The sequence below is a fragment of the Salimicrobium flavidum genome (assembly GCF_900156645.1).
Taxonomy (GTDB): domain Bacteria; phylum Bacillota; class Bacilli; order Bacillales; family Halobacillaceae; genus Salimicrobium; species Salimicrobium flavidum.
In genome coordinates this window covers 36036-51423 of the sequence record NZ_FTOC01000010.1, presented here as the reverse complement: position 1 = coordinate 51423, position 15388 = coordinate 36036, and the positions used below count along the sequence as shown (strand labels likewise).

Annotated in this window: 14 protein-coding genes and 3 riboswitches; all 14 genes read right to left on the bottom strand. The window is 51.5% G+C overall.

What is annotated here, in order from left to right:
• Positions 1–2 precede the first annotated feature (2 nt).
• Positions 3–1535: a bifunctional phosphoribosylaminoimidazolecarboxamide formyltransferase/IMP cyclohydrolase gene (gene purH, locus BW944_RS12525; protein ID WP_076560215.1), complete on the bottom strand. Its 1533-nt coding sequence runs from the start codon at positions 1533–1535 to the stop codon at positions 3–5.
• Complete coding sequence (gene purN / locus BW944_RS12520; RefSeq protein ID WP_076560213.1) at positions 1501–2109, bottom strand: phosphoribosylglycinamide formyltransferase; 609 nt, start codon at positions 2107–2109, stop codon at positions 1501–1503. The genes purH and purN overlap by 35 nt, the downstream gene beginning before the upstream one ends.
• The gene (gene purM, locus BW944_RS12515) at positions 2106–3113 is read right to left on the bottom strand and encodes a phosphoribosylformylglycinamidine cyclo-ligase (RefSeq protein ID WP_076560211.1); all 1008 of its coding nucleotides are present in this window, start codon (positions 3111–3113) and stop codon (positions 2106–2108) included. Before purM ends, purN begins: the two co-directional genes overlap by 4 nt.
• Before the next feature lie 5 nt (positions 3114–3118).
• Positions 3119–4531 (bottom strand): amidophosphoribosyltransferase, encoded by a 1413-nt coding sequence (gene purF, locus BW944_RS12510; protein WP_076560209.1) that lies wholly within the window; start codon positions 4529–4531, stop codon positions 3119–3121.
• Complete coding sequence (purL, locus tag BW944_RS12505) at positions 4507–6732, bottom strand: phosphoribosylformylglycinamidine synthase subunit PurL (protein ID WP_076560208.1); 2226 nt, start codon at positions 6730–6732, stop codon at positions 4507–4509. The genes purF and purL overlap by 25 nt, the downstream gene beginning before the upstream one ends.
• Complete coding sequence (gene purQ / locus BW944_RS12500) at positions 6716–7399, bottom strand: phosphoribosylformylglycinamidine synthase subunit PurQ (RefSeq protein WP_076560207.1); 684 nt, start codon at positions 7397–7399, stop codon at positions 6716–6718. Before purQ ends, purL begins: the two co-directional genes overlap by 17 nt.
• A complete protein-coding gene (purS, locus tag BW944_RS12495; protein WP_076560206.1) occupies positions 7399–7644 on the bottom strand; it encodes a phosphoribosylformylglycinamidine synthase subunit PurS in 246 nt (81 codons plus the stop codon). The genes purQ and purS overlap by 1 nt, the downstream gene beginning before the upstream one ends.
• A complete protein-coding gene (gene purC, locus BW944_RS12490; RefSeq protein WP_076560205.1) occupies positions 7632–8348 on the bottom strand; it encodes a phosphoribosylaminoimidazolesuccinocarboxamide synthase in 717 nt (238 codons plus the stop codon). The genes purS and purC overlap by 13 nt, the downstream gene beginning before the upstream one ends.
• A gap of 66 nt (positions 8349–8414) precedes the next feature.
• A complete protein-coding gene (gene purB / locus BW944_RS12485) occupies positions 8415–9710 on the bottom strand; it encodes an adenylosuccinate lyase (RefSeq protein WP_076560204.1) in 1296 nt (431 codons plus the stop codon).
• Between the two features lie 12 nt (positions 9711–9722).
• Complete coding sequence (purK, locus tag BW944_RS12480) at positions 9723–10835, bottom strand: 5-(carboxyamino)imidazole ribonucleotide synthase (protein ID WP_076560203.1); 1113 nt, start codon at positions 10833–10835, stop codon at positions 9723–9725.
• Entirely contained in the window at positions 10822–11316 is a 495-nt protein-coding gene (gene purE, locus BW944_RS12475; protein ID WP_076560202.1) for a 5-(carboxyamino)imidazole ribonucleotide mutase, read from the bottom strand. The genes purK and purE overlap by 14 nt, the downstream gene beginning before the upstream one ends.
• Positions 11317–11529: 213 nt before the next feature.
• A riboswitch (purine riboswitch) is annotated at positions 11530–11630 on the bottom strand.
• An 83-nt stretch (positions 11631–11713) separates the two neighbouring features.
• The gene (locus BW944_RS12470; protein WP_076560200.1) at positions 11714–11914 is read right to left on the bottom strand and encodes an NETI motif-containing protein; all 201 of its coding nucleotides are present in this window, start codon (positions 11912–11914) and stop codon (positions 11714–11716) included.
• A 52-nt stretch (positions 11915–11966) separates the two neighbouring features.
• Positions 11967–13301, bottom strand: coding sequence for an NCS2 family permease (locus tag BW944_RS12465; protein ID WP_076560251.1), 1335 nt, complete (start codon positions 13299–13301; stop codon positions 11967–11969).
• Positions 13302–13409: 108 nt separating this feature from the next.
• Positions 13410–13511, bottom strand: a riboswitch (purine riboswitch).
• A gap of 5 nt (positions 13512–13516) precedes the next feature.
• Positions 13517–15055 carry a glutamine-hydrolyzing GMP synthase gene (gene guaA, locus BW944_RS12460; protein ID WP_076560198.1) on the bottom strand — a complete coding sequence of 513 codons (1539 nt, stop codon included), beginning with the start codon at positions 15053–15055 and terminating at the stop codon, positions 13517–13519.
• A 214-nt stretch (positions 15056–15269) separates the two neighbouring features.
• A riboswitch (purine riboswitch) is annotated at positions 15270–15371 on the bottom strand.
• Positions 15372–15388: the final 17 nt, after the last annotated feature.

The following is a 15388-nucleotide window of genomic DNA, read 5'->3' as shown; positions in this document are numbered from 1 at the left end:
TTTTAGTGTTTAAAATGACGCATTCCTGTAAATACCATGGCGATTCCGTGTTCATTACATGCGTCGATCGAGTCCTGGTCACGCTTCGAGCCTCCGGGCTGGATGATCGCTTTGATTCCTGCTTGGGCCGCCGTTTCCACCGTGTCCGGCATCGGGAAAAACGCATCGGATGCCATCACCGCTCCTTCTGCTTTCTGGCCGGCCTGCTCAAGAGCAATACCTGCTGCACCGACACGGTTCATCTGCCCCGCACCGACTCCAAGTGTCCGGTCGTTCCCGGCGACGACGATTGCATTCGACTTCACGTGCTTGACGACACTCCAGGCCAGTTTCATATCCTCGAGCTCTTGTTCCGTCGGAGCCCGGTCCGTCGCCGTCTCAAGTTCCACCTGATCGAGCGTCCCTTTATCCTTATCCTGGATGAGAAGCCCGCCGCGTACACTGACAGTTTTCTGCTTCGCCCTATCCTCGACAGACGCATCCACCTTCAGAATCCGTACGTTTTTCTTTTTCGTTAAAATCTCGAACGCTTCCTCCTCATAGGAAGGAGCCATGATGATTTCGAGAAAAATACCGCTGAGCTGTTCGGCCGTTTCCTTATCCACGCTACGGTTCAAGGCGACGATGCCACCAAAAATCGACACAGGGTCGGCTTCGTATGCTTTGCTGAAAGCTTCGGATATTGTATCCGCTTTTCCGACACCACAAGGATTCATATGCTTCACGGCGACAGCAGCCGGCTCTGCAAATTCAGCCACCACTTCTAGAGCCGCATTGGCGTCCTGGATGTTGTTGTAGGATAACTCCTTCCCATGCAGCTGTTCGGCGTAAGCCAGAGATCCTTTGTCCTCTTTCACTTCTTTGTAGAAAGACGCGGACTGGTGCGGGTTTTCCCCGTATCTGAGCCCCTGGACGCGCTCATACGTTTTCGTCACGGTCTCCGGGTTCTCTTCCCCGGTGAGTTCCGTGAAATACTCGGCGATCAGTGCATCGTAGTGAGCAGTATGGCGGAACACTTTCGCTGCAAGCTCACGACGCAACTCATAAGAAAGGTCCCCCTGTGCCAACGCTTCCGTCACCCGACTGTAATCGGAAGGGTCGGTAATGACAGCGACGTCTTCAAAGTTCTTCGCTGCCGACCTGAGCATCGTAGGACCGCCGATGTCGACATTTTCAATCGCTTCCTGCTCCGAGACTCCTTCTTTCGCAATCGTCTCTTTGAACGGATATAAATTCACGGCCACGAGGTCGATGGTGCCAAGGCCGAGTTCTTTCAGCTGGTTCTGATGTTCCTCATTGTTGCGCTTGGCCAACAGACCGCTATGTACGGCAGGGTGGAGCGTTTTCACGCGTCCGTCCATGATTTCCGGAAACTCTGTAATTTCGGAAATCGAACGGACTTCCACTCCCGCTTCTTCGATGATCCGCTTCGTACCTCCGGTGGAAATGAGTTCATATCCGAGAGATTTCAATTCTTTCGCAAATACGTCCAGCCCCTCTTTATCTGAAACGCTCAGTAATGCTCGCTTTGTCATACTTTCCCTCTCCTTTCACGAGCTCTCCCACCACTTTCGGGTAGAGGACATGCTCGACCTTCTGAATTCTTTGTTGCACGGTTTCCTTTGTGTCTTCCGCTTCGATCCGCACTTCCTGCTGCTCGAGAATCGGTCCGGTGTCCATTCCCTCATCTACAAGGTGAACGGTCACTCCTGTCACTTCCACCCCTTCATCGAAAGCCTGTCCCACCGCATCTTTACCAGGAAACGCCGGCAATAGTGAGGGGTGGACGTTAAGAATACGGCCTTCAAAAGGAGTGAGCAGCGTCGTACCGATCAGTCTCATAAACCCGGCGAGCACGATCCATTCGATGTCGTGTTCCCGACAGGCACCGAGGATCACCTGTTCATAGGCGGCTTTTCCATTGAAGTCAGACGGTTGGAAGGAGAGTACTTCAATCCCTCTGGTTTTCGCCTTCTCTACAGCCTTCGAAGAGGGTTTGTCGCTGACGAGGAGGGACACTTCGCCTTCCACCTCTCCCCGGTCTATCGCACCGAGAAGGGCATCGAGATTCGTACCGGTTCCTGAGGCGAATACTGCTATATTCGTCATAGAATATCCACTCCCTCCGCAGCAGTCACTTCACCGATGATGACTGCCCCTTCGACAGTTTCCACCGCTTTTTGAGCATCCTCTTCCGTAACAGCAATGACCATACCGATGCCCATATTGAACGTGCCGTACATATCCTCATCCGTCAACTTACCGTAGTGCTTCAGAAACGGGAAGATCTCCGGTGTCGAAAATCGTGATACGTCTATTTTAGCACCAAGTCCTTCCGGCATCATCCGGGGAATGTTCTCATAAAATCCTCCCCCTGTGATGTGGGCGATCCCGTGCAGATTCGTCCGCTGTCTCAGCGTCTGTATATCTTTCACATAAATAGCCGTAGGGGTAAGGAGAACATCACCTAAGGGAGCGGAGAGAGAATACTTCTCTTCGAGTGATAATCCGTTTTGTTCCACAATGGCACGTACGAGTGAAAAACCGTTGGAATGGACGCCGGAAGAAGGGAGTCCGACGAGAACATCCCCTTCTTCTACATCATCCCCGGTAATCAGCTTCTGTTTATCGGCCATACCGACCGTAAATCCGGCCAGGTCGTACTCGGAGCTGTTATACATTCCCGGCATCTCCGCAGTTTCCCCGCCGATCAGGGCACACCCGGCCTGTTTACAACCTTCAGCGATTCCCTTCACGATCGCCTCGATGACATCCGGGTCGTTTTTCGCGCAGCCGATATAGTCGAGAAAGAGGAGCGGATCCGCTCCCTGTGCCGCAATATCATTGACACACATGGCTACGAGATCCACTCCGATCGTATCGTGTCTGTCCATCTCAAAAGCGAGCTTCAGTTTCGTGCCCACTCCGTCTGTACCGGTAACGAGTACGGGCTCGTCATAGGCATGACCACTGATGTCGAACAGACCTCCGAACGAACCGAGTCCTCCCATCACTTCTTCGCGATGCGTCGAGGAGACATGTTTTTTCATACGCTCTACTGCTTCATAGCCGGCTTCTACATCAACTCCGGCCCGTTTGTACGCTTCACTCATATAAGCTACTCCTTTTCGTATGGGGGTATCGTGGAAGGGAATATTTCCGTCGGATAGTTCCCTGTAAAGCAGGCTTGACAACTCCCATGCTCCATAGATTCTTCACCATCATGAATCGCTGATTCGAGGCCATCGGTACTCAGGAAGTATAAAGAATCCGCCCCGATTTCCTCTCTCATCTCCTCGATCGAATGATTAGCCGCGATCAGCTCTCCGGAGGTGGAGGTGTCAATCCCGTAATAGCAAGGGTTTTTGAGCGGAGGCGACGCGATACGTACGTGTACTTCCGTAGCCCCGGCTTCTTTCAGCATCTTGACGATTCTCCGGCTCGTCGTTCCCCGCACGATAGAATCGTCCACCATGACGACACGTTTCCCTTCTACAATCCCGCTTACCGCGGATAATTTCATTTTCACCCCTTGTTCCCTCAGTTCCTGGGAAGGCTGGATGAACGTACGTCCGACGTACCTGTTCTTGATCAAACCGAGTTCGTAAGGGGTCGAGGACGCTTCCGCGTACCCGATGGCCGCGGAGATGCTGGAATCAGGGACCCCGGTCACTATATCCGCCTCCACGTATGCTTCTTTCGCCAAGTTTTTGCCCATCGTTTTCCGTGACGCATGCACATTTTTCCCGTCTAAGTTGCTATCGGGTCTGGAGAAATAGACGTATTCCATGGAACAAAGGGTGCGCTGTATGGGTGCGGAGAAACTCTTCACCCGCATTCCGTCCTCATCGATTATGATCAGTTCTCCCGGCTTCACGTCACGGACGTGGGTGGCACCGATGACGTCGTAAGCACAAGTTTCCGAAGATACGATGTAGGCATCTCCGAGCTTTCCGATTGATAAGGGACGGATACCGCGCGGGTCCATCGCCACGTACATGCATTTTTCTGTCAATATCGCGAGTGAATACGCACCCTTGATCATCGTCAGTGCCTGGGCGATCGCCTCTTCTTTATTTATGTGCCCCGCCCGCTGGATCAGATGGGCGATCACTTCCGTATCCGACGTCGTCTGCAGGATACTCCCCTGAGCTTCCAGCTGACTCTTCAACCCTTGGGCATTCACAAGATTACCATTGTGAGCGAGCGCCATGCTTTCGGTCTGGGAGCGGAAAAGCAGCGGCTGGATATTCTCATAACCACCATCCCCTGCCGTTGCGTAGCGTACGTGTCCCACACTCGCATGACCGGTCAGGTCATCCAGCTGGCTCTGGGTGAAAACATCGTTGATCAGCCCGTGACCCTTCGCAGCATGTACCTTCGTTCCGTCCGTCGTTACAATACCGGCGCCTTCCTGTCCCCGGTGCTGAAGAGCATGAAGTCCATAATACGTCAACTGCGCGGCATCCGGATGTCCAAAAACCCCGAATACGCCACATTCTTCATTCAGCCCTCTGATTTCACCATGCATGGAATAGCTCCTTTCCAATCCGCTTTTAGCGTTTGTATCGGTTCATCGATGACGGTAGCGCCGTTTCTGATGATATGAAACCTCCCGTGTTCACTGGCCTTGCCGAGGAACTTAGCTTCAGGTATAAGCTCTTCAAGCTGCCCGGCGTCCTCCGGTGTTACAGAGAGGAGGAAACGGGACTGCGTTTCAGCAAAAAGTTCCGTCACTACGTCTCCGTGGATTTCGACTTCACAGCCGAGATCTTCTTTGAAAAGAGTTTCTGCCAGGGCCACGGATAATCCGCCTTCCGCAAGGTCGTGAGCCGAGGAAACGACTCCTTCTCTTATAGCTTCCAATACCTGCTGCTGTCTTCTGTGTTCCGTTTCCAGATCAAGCTCCGGTGCCTGTCCGTAATGCTTTCCTTCGAGCATTCCCTGCAGTTCGCTTCCTCCGAATTCCGGACTCGCTCCACCTACTACATAAAGCAGATCCCCGGCCTGTTTCACATCCGAAGTCGTAATGTGGGCCGTTTCCCGGACGAGTCCGACCATTCCGACCACCGGCGTCGGATAGATCGCATGCCCGCCGAACGCTTCGTTGTAAAGGGAGACGTTCCCGCTTATGACCGGAGTATAGAACTTCGTGCACGCTTCACTCATGCCGCGCACCGCTCCTTCCATCTGCCAGTACACTTCCGGATTCTCCGGAGACCCGAAGTTCAGTCCGTCCGTAATCGCGAGCGGCTCTCCCCCTGAAACGACGATGTTACGGGCAGCTTCAGCGACAGCTATCTTCCCTCCCGTTTCCGGGTCGAGATAAATGTACCGGGAATTGCCGTCGGTCGTCATCGCTACAGCTTTGTCCGTTCCTTTGATACGCAGGACTGCCGCGTCGGAACCGGGTTTCACGACAGTATTCGTCTGGACCATGGAGTCGTATTGATCATAGACCCACTCCTTACTGGCGATCGTCGGCTGTTTCAGCAGAGACCGCAACACGTTTCTCGGATTCCGTATTTCAGGAACATAGGACTGACGCTGTGATTGTTGAAAATAAGCGGGCTCTCTTGATTCCGGCTGGTAGACAGGAGCGTCTTCCGCCAGTCCGTCTACCGGCACATCGGCCACCACGTCTCCCTGGTGTTCAAGAACGAACCGTTTGTCATCCGTCACTTCTCCGACCGCCACAGCTTCGAGGCCGTACTTTTCGAACACGGCCGCTATTTCTTCTTCCCGTCCTTTTTCCACGACGAGCAGCATCCGTTCCTGGGACTCCGACAGCATCATTTCGTAAGGGGTCATCCCCGTTTCACGCTGAGGAATCCAGTCGAGATTCATTTTCAACCCGGTACCGGCTTTACTGGCCATTTCACTCGCGGAGGAGGTCAGTCCGGCTGCTCCCATATCCTGAATACCTACAAGAGCGTCGTGATGGATCACATCGAGACAGGCTTCAATCAGGAGTTTTTCCATGAACGGGTCACCGACCTGAACAGAAGGACGTTTCGATTCACTGTCTTCGCTCAATTCCTCAGAAGCGAAAGTAGCTCCGTGGATACCGTCTCTGCCGGTTTTCGCTCCGGCGTACATGACTGTATTCCCTACACCTTTCGCTACCCCCTGTTGCACATCGCCATGATCGATCAGCCCGACACACATCGCGTTGACGAGAGGATTACCGTTATAGGCATCATCGAACTGCACCTCGCCGCCGACAGTCGGTACTCCGACACAATTTCCGTATCCGGAAATCCCATGTACCACTTCCCTGAACAGGAATTTCACCCTCGACTGCTGAAGGGACCCGAAGCGCAGCGAATTCAGGATAGCGATCGGTTTCGCCCCCATGGAAAATACGTCACGCAAAATCCCGCCGACGCCAGTAGCAGCACCCTGGTACGGTTCGACCGCAGAAGGGTGGTTGTGACTTTCAATCTTGAAAACCACCGCCTGATTATCCCCGATATCGACGACTCCCGCTCCTTCACCAGGACCTTGCAACACGTGTTTTCCTTCCGTCGGGAACTGCTTCAGCAATGTCTTGGAATGCTTATAACTGCAGTGTTCCGACCACATCACCGAAAAAATTCCGAGTTCCGTATAGTTCGGTGCGCGTCCGAGAAGTCTTTTGATATGAAGAAATTCTTCTTCGGTCACTCCCATTTCTTTATACACCTGTTCCTGTTCGATGACTTCCGGACTGATTTCAGTTACCAACGGCATGTGTCTCCCTCCAGTTCTTCACTATCGATTCGAATAGACGCACTCCATCTTCATTCCCGAGCAGCTCTTCTACAGCTCTCTCCGGGTGCGGCATCATCCCTAGTACGTTCCCTTGTTCATTCGTAATCCCTGCAATATCCGCAGTAGACCCATTCGGGTTATTTCTGTACGTGAATACGATCTGATCGTTCGCCTTCAATGTCTCCAATGTCTCTTTGTCACAGTAGTAATTCCCTTCTCCATGGGCGATCGGCAGAGAAATCGTTTCTCCCGTTCCATACTGCGAAGTGAACATCGTTCTGTTATTCCGGATATCCAGACTTTCTTCGTGGCACATGAAAGTCAGATCCCTGTTTCTGAGCATGGCTCCCGGCAGTTCTTCCATCTCCAGAAGGACCTGGAAGCCGTTGCAGACGCCGAGAACCGGCTTGCCGGAAGCGATGAACGTCTTCACCTGATCGATGACCTTCGATACCGAAGCGATCGCGCCAGAGCGAAGGTAATCTCCATAGGAAAATCCGCCAGGAAGCAGCACACCGTCATACGCTTCGAGCTCCGCCTCCTTGAACCAGACCATTTCCGCTTCTTCGCCCAGCACACCGGAAACAGCGTGATACATATCTTCGTCACAGTTCGAACCTGGAAACACAATAACCGCAAATTTCACTAGACGACCTCCTCAATGGTATACGTATAATCTTCGATGACCGGATTAGCAAGCAGACGGCGGCACATTTCCTCGATCTTCTGTTCCGCATTCTCCCTGTTCTCAAGTTCCACCTGCATATACTTCCCGACACGGACGTCATTGACGCCGTCATAATCAAGGTCCTTCAGCGATTGCGAGATCGCTTTCCCCTGCGGGTCCAGGACCGCTTCTTTCAATGTGATATATATATTCACTTTGCACATGTCGAATCCTCCAGTCGTTGTAGAATTTTCTCGTATACAGGAACGAGTTCTCCCGTCCCTTCACGGAAGACGTCTTTATCCATTTTCTCTCCGGTTTCCCTGTCCCAGAGCCGGCAGGTATCCGGTGACACTTCATCCGAGAGAATGATGTCTCCGTTTCCGGTGCTTCCGAATTCCAGTTTGAAATCGACCAGCGATAAGTCGCAATCTTCAAAAATTTCACGCAATACGTCGTTCACTTCGAGCGCCTTCTCCTTGATTTTCATCAATTCTCCCGGGGTGATGTCAGCCAGCAGCAAAGCGTGGCGATCATTGATCAGAGGATCGTCGAGTTCGTCATTTTTATAATATAGTTCGAGCAGTGGCGGAGTGAGCGCAGTCTTTTCTTCTATACCTATGCGTCGCACCAGGCTTCCGGTCGCGATGTTACGGACTACTACTTCGAGCGGAATGATAGCGGTTTTTCTCACCAGTTGTTCCGTGTCGCTCAGCCTTTCCAGGAAATGGGAGGATACCCCTCTTTCATCGAGTTTTCGGAAAATTTCCGAGGAAATACGGTTGTTCAGTTCTCCTTTCCCACGGAAAGACTCTTTCTTCTTGCCGTTGAAAGCCGTTGCGTCATCTTTATATGCAAGCAGCAGCTCTTCTTGATTGTCCGTGGAAAATACCCGTTTCGCTTTGCCTTCATACATCAGTTCTTGCATCGTTCCACCTCCGGTATAGTAATCCCCTAAAAGGGGAGGCACCCGCCTGATGCGGGCGCTTAACGCTTAAGATAAACCGATCCGTTCAAAAATCCGGTCGACGTTTTTCAGATGATGCCGATAATCGAAGCATGCCTCGAGTTGCTCCGCCGAAAGGACGGAAGTGATCTTTTCATCCGCTTCGACCAGCTCCCTGAAAGGAACACCGCGTTCCCATGCGTCCATCGCTTTCGGCTGCACGAGGTCGTAGGCTTCTTCGCGTACCATTCCTTCATCGATCAACGTAAGCAGGACACGCTGGGAGAAAATCAACCCGTAGGTCTTCTCCATATTCTCTTTCATCCGGTCCGGGAATACGGTGAGATTCTTCACGATGTTACCGAAACGGTTCAGCATGTAATTGAGTCCGATCGTAACGTCCGGAAGAATGATCCTTTCCGCCGAGGAGTGGGAGATGTCCCTCTCATGCCAAAGGGCGACGTTCTCATGAGCCGTGACCATATCGCCACGCAATACACGCGCCATGCCCGTCATGTTTTCGGAACCGATCGGATTGCGTTTATGTGGCATCGCGGAGGACCCTTTTTGACCCTTGGCGAAATACTCCTCCACTTCCCGCGTTTCCGTTTTTTGAAGATTACGGATTTCAATGGAAATTTTCTCGATGGAAGCGGCGATAAGCGCAAGCGTGGACACATAGTTAGCGTGACGATCCCGCTGCAATGTCTGTGTGGAAACAGGCGCGGCTTCTAGACCCAGCTTCCCGCAGACGTATTCTTCGACATACGGATCGATGTTCGCATACGTTCCGACAGCGCCGGATAGTTTTCCGACTTCCATCTGCTTCACAGCGAGGTCGAATCTTTCCAGGTGACGTTTCATCTCTTCATAGTAAAGTGCCATCTTCAGACCGAATGTCGTCGGCTCGGCATGGACTCCGTGTGTCCGGCCCATCATGACCGTATGTTTATGTTCTTTCGCTTTCTCCCCGAGGATGTCGATGAAATTCACGATATCCCGGCGCAATATGTCGTTCGCCTGTTTCAATACATACGACAAAGCAGTATCGACGACATCTGTCGAGGTAAGTCCGTAGTGCACCCATTTCCGTTCCTCGCCGAGCGTCTCCGAAACGGCGCGGGTGAACGCTACGACGTCATGCCTTGTTTCCGCTTCGATTTCCTCGATTCTTTCTACATCAAAGCCTGCGTTTTTCCTGATTTTCTCCACATCTTCTTTCGGGATAATTCCGAGTTCGCTCCATGCTTCACAGGCTAAAATCTCGACCTCAAGCCAGGCCTGATAGCGATTCTCTTCGTCCCATATCTTTCCCATCTCTTCTCTCGTATAGCGTTCAATCATTCCATCTCCTCCTTACCAACTCTTCATCCAGGCAGGTTCGCCCGTTTTTATGTCATCCAGGGACGACCCTATTATCGTAACATGCCCCATTTTTCTCTGGGGACGTGATTCATGCTTTCCGTAATCGTGCACGTGAACCTTATCCTCCGGAAGAGAATGAAAAAGAGATTCACGATGCCTCCCCAGTACGTTGATCATTTTGGCTGCCGGGAACGTGTGAACCGGTAGAAGCGGAAGCCCGCATAGCGCCCGGATATGCTGTTCGAACTGGGAGACGTTACACGCTTCGATCGTGTAGTGTCCGGAGTTATGAGGGCGGGGGGCCATTTCATTGAAATAAATCTCTCCGTCACTTACGAACCATTCCACAGCAAACGTTCCGACAACGCCAAGCTCAAGCGCGAGCGCTTTTGTCTGCTCTTGGATGCTCGTCTGCTGCACTCCACTGATGGATGCCGGCACGGTAGTCGTGAACAACACCTGATCCTTATGGACATTCTCCGCCACCGGGAAGAACGATATGTTTCCTTCCTGGTCACGTGTGAACACCTGGGAAACTTCTTTATCAATATTCAGCCACTTTTCGACAATGTATCTATGGTCACCTATCTCTTTTTCCACTTCCTTCAGATCCGCGTCCTCTCGGAGAAGGAATTGACCTTTCCCGTCGTACCCGCCGCTGATCGTCTTCATGACAGCCGGGTACCCGATATCTCGGACAGCTTGCTTCACTTCAACATACGTCTGAACGATCCGGTAGGCTGGCACGTTAATATTCGCCTTTTCAGCAAATCCCTTTTCTTTTTCCCGGTTCTGCGAGACGGAAAGAGATAAGGAGCCCTGGGGAAGCTTTCCTTTTTTCTCGAAAAATCGCGATACTTCCTCATCCACGTTTTCGAATTCATACGTGACGACATCTGACCAGGTGCCGAGTTCTTCAGCGGCCGCCCCGTCATCATAGGCTGCTTCGATATGAACATCCGCCACTTGGGCAGCCGGACAGTCAGGAGTCGGGTCGAGCACAGCTACACGGTACCCCATATGCTTCGCTGCTGTCGCCATCATACGTCCGAGCTGTCCGCCTCCGAGAATCCCGATCGTCTGTCCCGGTTCAATCACGTTCATGGAGGTCCCTCCTCATTTCTTCGACTTTATCTTTCAGTCCCTGTTTGTAGTCCTCCAGGGAGCGGGCGACTGTGTCATCAAAGCTACCGATCATCTCTGCAGCCAGGATCCCTGCGTTTTTCGCCCCGGCTTTTCCGATCGATACGGTAGCTACCGGTACTCCTCCGGGCATTTGAGCTATGGATAGAAGCGAATCCATCCCGTTCAGCGCTTTGGACTCCACGGGAACGCCGATCACCGGAAGTGTGGTTTTCGATGCCACCATCCCCGGGAGATGAGCCGCTCCCCCGGCTCCCGCTATGATTACGTTCAGCCCGTTTCTTCTTGCTTCCTCTGCGTAGCGGAACATGTCCTCCGGTGTGCGATGAGCGGAAATGATCTCTTTCTCATAATCCACACCCAGCTCTTCAAGCACTTTGCACGCCTCTTCCATAATCGCCCAATCCGAAATGCTTCCCATGATCACACCGACTTTTGCCACTACCTCGTCCTCCTATCCAAGAAAAGTTCTTAGCGCCTGATCATCCCCCGAAGTATAAGTCGGGGTTTTGAATGCGGTGGTTTTCCTCATTCTGAATCACGGCTTATATCTTTCTGGGGGGATAGGCGCCTAAGACTAGCCCTGATTGTTTCACCATAAAAAAATCCTGCGACCCTTCTCCCTACAAGAGAGGAGGGTCCACAGGACATACGTCACCCGTGTTTCTCCCCTCATAGTCCAGTCATTTACGGAGACCGGGTAGAGACGAACGATCCGTATCATCGTTCTATATGAGGTTCGTATTATCCGTTTTTCTATCCAAAGCATAACAACTCTATCAATATAATGTCAACAAAATACGAATTATTTAAAATTTTAACATTTTAATGTTCGGTTTTTACTGTGATTTCTTCGCTTCAAAGACGATTCTTCTTCCAGTCGGTTCCATTTCCCCGTCTTTTTCCTGGAAAACCGGTTCTTCGTTACGACGGATAGGCATATACCCTTCCTCACTTATGCGCGCGAGGCACTGATCGATCGTTTCCCCTTCTTCCACTTCAAAACGTTTTTTACCATTTTCCTTTTTCTTCTTTGCCATATCCCATCTTCCCTTCCTCTGGTCTTTCCCTCAGTATACAGCCTATCAGGGATCAAGCCAAAAAGATGAAGTAAAGGATGAAGATGGAGAAAAGCCCATACATGATCGGGTGAATTTCTTTGATCCTTCCTTTCAGGAGCATCGTAATCGGGTAGAAAATGAAACCCATCGCTATCCCTGTAGCGATACTGTATGTAAGCGGCATCGCTATAATGACGAGAAACGCCGGGACCGCGATCTCAAATTGATCCCACTCGATAGCTTTCAGTGATGAAGCCATCAGTACACCGACGATGATCAGTGCGGGAGCCGTCACTTCAGCGGTGATGATACCGAGTAATGGGGAAAAGAACAGCGCGAGCAGAAAGAACAGCGCCGTAACGACGGAAGTGAAACCCGTCCGTCCCCCGGACCCGACACCGGCTGTCGACTCGATATAGGAAGTCGTCGTGCTTGTTCCCATCACTGCCCCTGCAACAGTTGCGGCAGAGTCGGAGAAAAGAGCTCTTCCGGCACGCGGCAACTTATTATCCTTCATGAATCCAGCCTGTGAAGCCACAGCGACCAACGTTCCGGCTGTGTCGAAGAAATCGACGAACAGGAACGTCAGAATCACACCGATCATCTGCATCGTGAAGATGTCATCGAGATGTAGGAAGGCTTCCCCGAACGTAGGCGCAAGACTCGGAGCCGGACTTACTACATCCCCGAAGGCCGTCGGAGCAGCGATCAGACCGGTGATCATACCGACGACAGAGGTCAAAATCATTCCGTAGAAAATACCGCCATGGTAACCGAGTGAAAGAAACACGACGGATACAAGGATGCCGAAAATCGCCAGCAGCGTCGTCGGTTCCATGATACTTCCAAGCTGCACCAGGGTCGCATCACTGTTTTGAACGATACCGGCGTTCTGAAAACCGATGAACGCAATGTACAGACCGATTCCGGCTCCGACCGCCAGCTTCAGATTTGCGGGAATCGCATTGATGATCGTCTGGCGCAAACCGGTAACGGTAAGTACGATGAATATGAGTCCGGAAGCGAGTACTCCGGCCAACGCCGTCTCCCACGGTATTCCAAAACCAAGGACGACTGTATAGGCGAAAAAGGCGTTCAGTCCCATCCCAGGTGCGAGCGCAATCGGGTATTTTGCCAACAGACCCATGACCAACGTTCCGATTGCAGCAGAAAGCGCCGTCGCTGTGAACACAGCGCCTTTGTCGATTCGTGTCACCCCTTCAGGCAGCTGCTCGATCCCGTCTAGTGCGAGGGTGGAAGGGTTGACGAACAGGATATACGCCATGGCCAGGAAAGTGGTCATCCCGGCTAGAAATTCTGTGCGGTAATTCGTGTTGTATTTATCAAACTGGAAGTATTTCTTCATCATTTTTCCCCTTTTCTTACTGTTACTGTAGTTGTCGATAACCCTTTCCATCAAAAAAAACTCCCGGTATAACCGGGAGTTTCCATACATAAGCCCTGAAAACAGGCAGATGCCCTGTTTTCAGAACGTAGTCGGACAATTCACGGTCGTCCGGTAGAAACTTATGGGCCTTATCCCCAAGATTATACGTTATATTTCATTATTAAATTATCCGTTTATTCCCACTCGATGGTGGATGGCGGCTTGCTTGTAATGTCGTATACGACCCGGTTGATATGGCTCACTTCATTGACGAGTCTTGTCGAAACCTTCTCGAGAACATGCCACGGAATCCGTGCCCAATCCGAGGTCATCCCATCGATAGAGGTGACGGCACGGATGCCGATAGTGTGGTCATACGTACGTTCATCCCCCATCACACCGACGGATTTGATATTAGGAAGAACGGTGAAATATTGCCAAATATCCCGGTCCAACCCTGCTTCTTTGATTTCATCGCGAAGAATCGCATCAGATTCACGGACGATTTCGAGCTTCTCCTCGTCAAGCGCCCCGAGGATCCGGATGGACAACCCGGGTCCCGGGAACGGCTGGCGCCAAACGATATGTTCCGGTACACCGAGTTCGGTGCCCAGTTCACGGACCTCATCTTTGAACAGTGTGTTGAGCGGTTCGATCAGCTTCAGTTCCATATCTTCCGGAAGGCCACCGACGTTATGGTGGGACTTGATGGTCTGAGCCGTCTCCGTCCCGCTTTCGATCACATCCGTATATAACGTTCCCTGCGCCAGATAGTCGACATTCTCAAGCTTCGATGCTTCTTCATCGAACACTTCGATGAACTCATTACCGATGATTTTCCTTTTCAGTTCCGGGTCGTCAACACCTGAAAGCTTTGTCAGGAAACGGTCCTTCGCATCTACACGGATAATGTTCATGTTGAATCCATCCCCGAGAAAACGCATGACGTCGTCGCCCTCGTCTTTTCGCAGAAGGCCGTGATCGACAAAGATGCACGTCAGCTGATCTCCGATGGCGCGGTGAAGCAAAGCGGCTACGACAGAGGAATCGACGCCTCCGCTCAATCCGCACAGTACATTACGCTCTCCGACTTCCGCACGTATCTTTTCCACCTCAAGATCGATGAAATGTTCCATCGTCCAATCGGCTGTCGCCTCGCATACATCGAACACGAAGCTTCTGAGTAAGTCATTCCCGTATTCGGTATGGCGCACTTCCGGATGGAACTGAACGCCGTAGAGTTTACGGTTTCGATCACTGATTGCAGCCACCGGGCAAGCAGGGCTCACCGCATCCACCTGGAAACCGGATGGTGCTTCGATCACTTTATCGCTGTGGCTCATCCACACCGTCTGCTCGACAGGAGTCTTTTGAAACAGGAGGGAATCATTCTTCACAGAAACATCCGCTTTCCCGTATTCACGCTGCTGCGTACGTTCCACCTGACCACCGAAATGATGGGTCATCAGCTGCATACCGTAACAAATCCCGAGGACCGGGATATCAAGGTCGAAAATAGCCGTATCCATACGGAAACCATTCTCTCCATACACGCTATTCGGCCCTCCGGAGAGTACAATACCGCTCGGGTTCAATTCCTTTATTTCTTCAGCGGTCATCTTGTGGGAATGTAGTTCACTATACACACCGAACTCCCTGATCCGTCTCGTGATCAGCTGGTTGTATTGACTTCCGAAATCAAGAACAAGAATCATTCCTTCTACTTTTTCCATACGGTTTCCCACTTTCTATTCTTTATTTCTTGGCTCTATGATCATTTGTTGTTGATATTCGTCTCTTCAGATGGATGCTTGCCGCGGGTGTCTCCACCCTTCGTTCCTAAAATCAACAACCGGCTTTAACAGAGCTTATTTCTTATGCTTATTTCCCGGGTACAAAAAAATCCGCCTTCTCTTATATACCAGAGAAGGCGGAAATTAAGACAGACGTCGCGATTCCCGCCTTCATAGTCGGAGCGTTTACGGTGCTCCGCTAGATACTTCCGACCCTTATTGCCGAGGATATATGAAGGCTTATTCGATTGCTACCCATTCTAACAATCGAAC

What these genes read in the sequence shown, in the direction of transcription:
- purL (WP_076560208.1), bottom strand. Translation starts at nt 6,732, where the DNA reads ATGCCGTTGGTAACTGAAATCAGTCCGGAAGTCATCGAACAGGAACAG.
- purM (WP_076560211.1), bottom strand. Translation starts at nt 3,113, where the DNA reads ATGAGTGAAGCGTACAAACGGGCCGGAGTTGATGTAGAAGCCGGCTAT.
- purB (WP_076560204.1), bottom strand. Translation starts at nt 9,710, where the DNA reads ATGATTGAACGCTATACGAGAGAAGAGATGGGAAAGATATGGGACGAA.
- purS (WP_076560206.1), bottom strand. Translation starts at nt 7,644, where the DNA reads ATGTGCAAAGTGAATATATATATCACATTGAAAGAAGCGGTCCTGGAC.
- BW944_RS12470 (WP_076560200.1), bottom strand. Translation starts at nt 11,914, where the DNA reads ATGGCAAAGAAGAAAAAGGAAAATGGTAAAAAACGTTTTGAAGTGGAA.
- purN (WP_076560213.1), bottom strand. Translation starts at nt 2,109, where the DNA reads ATGACGAATATAGCAGTATTCGCCTCAGGAACCGGTACGAATCTCGAT.
- purF (WP_076560209.1), bottom strand. Translation starts at nt 4,531, where the DNA reads ATGCATGGTGAAATCAGAGGGCTGAATGAAGAATGTGGCGTATTCGGG.
- BW944_RS12465 (WP_076560251.1), bottom strand. Translation starts at nt 13,301, where the DNA reads ATGAAGAAATACTTCCAGTTTGATAAATACAACACGAATTACCGCACA.
- guaA (WP_076560198.1), bottom strand. Translation starts at nt 15,055, where the DNA reads ATGGAAAAAGTAGAAGGAATGATTCTTGTTCTTGATTTCGGAAGTCAA.
- purC (WP_076560205.1), bottom strand. Translation starts at nt 8,348, where the DNA reads ATGCAAGAACTGATGTATGAAGGCAAAGCGAAACGGGTATTTTCCACG.
- purH (WP_076560215.1), bottom strand. Translation starts at nt 1,535, where the DNA reads ATGACAAAGCGAGCATTACTGAGCGTTTCAGATAAAGAGGGGCTGGAC.
- purK (WP_076560203.1), bottom strand. Translation starts at nt 10,835, where the DNA reads ATGAACGTGATTGAACCGGGACAGACGATCGGGATTCTCGGAGGCGGA.